Source organism: Vibrio sp. 970 (genome assembly GCF_033339075.1).
In genome coordinates this window covers 1-665 of record NZ_JAWOTW010000377.1, presented here as the reverse complement: position 1 = coordinate 665, position 665 = coordinate 1, and the positions used below count along the sequence as shown (strand labels likewise).

The following is a 665-nucleotide window of genomic DNA, read 5'->3' as shown; positions in this document are numbered from 1 at the left end:
AATACCGTATTATCACCAAAACGTTTGGTGAGGTTTTTTGCGGTTACGTAACTCATTATTTGACTCCTCGGCTGAAACGACTTGCCAACCAAGTCAGTAAGAAAATAAACAGGAAATAGGTCATTACGAGTGCAGATGTGAAGTGGCCGCTGGTTTGACGCATGTTGTACAAGTAGATTTGTAGGGTTTCGTAGCGAGTGCCGACCAAAATATTGGCGAACACGAACTCTCCTAGTAAGAATGAGAAGGAGAGGAACAACGATGCCATTAACCCTTTCTTTAAATTGGGCAAAATGATCAACAAAAAAGCTTTGGTCGTACTTGCGCCAAGCAAGTGCGCGGCGTCCATCAAATCATGTAAATTGATGGCTTCAAAGCTGTTGGAAATGGCGCGATACATAAATGGCAATGCGATGGTGAAGTAAGTACCCACTAAAATCCAGGGTGTACCGATGAGGGAAATTTCGCTGTCAGCATAGAGTTGAAGAAGGCCCACAGACGAAACCACGGGTGGTACTGCAAATGGCAGCAAAATCAGGATATTCATCAGCTTGTCGAGTTTCGGAAAGTAGTAAAACACCACGAAAATCGCAGGCAGTATGAGAACAACACTCAGTGCTAGTGCTGAAAGGCCAATAAAGAGCGAGCGACCAAACGCCTGTAAG

At 44.5% G+C, this 665-nt stretch carries 1 protein-coding gene; it reads right to left on the bottom strand.

The features are described from left to right. Nucleotides 1–55 precede the first annotated feature (55 nt). A partial coding sequence (locus R7Q11_RS26795) for an ABC transporter permease (protein ID WP_225467068.1) occupies nt 56–665 on the bottom strand: 610 nt, incomplete at its 5' end.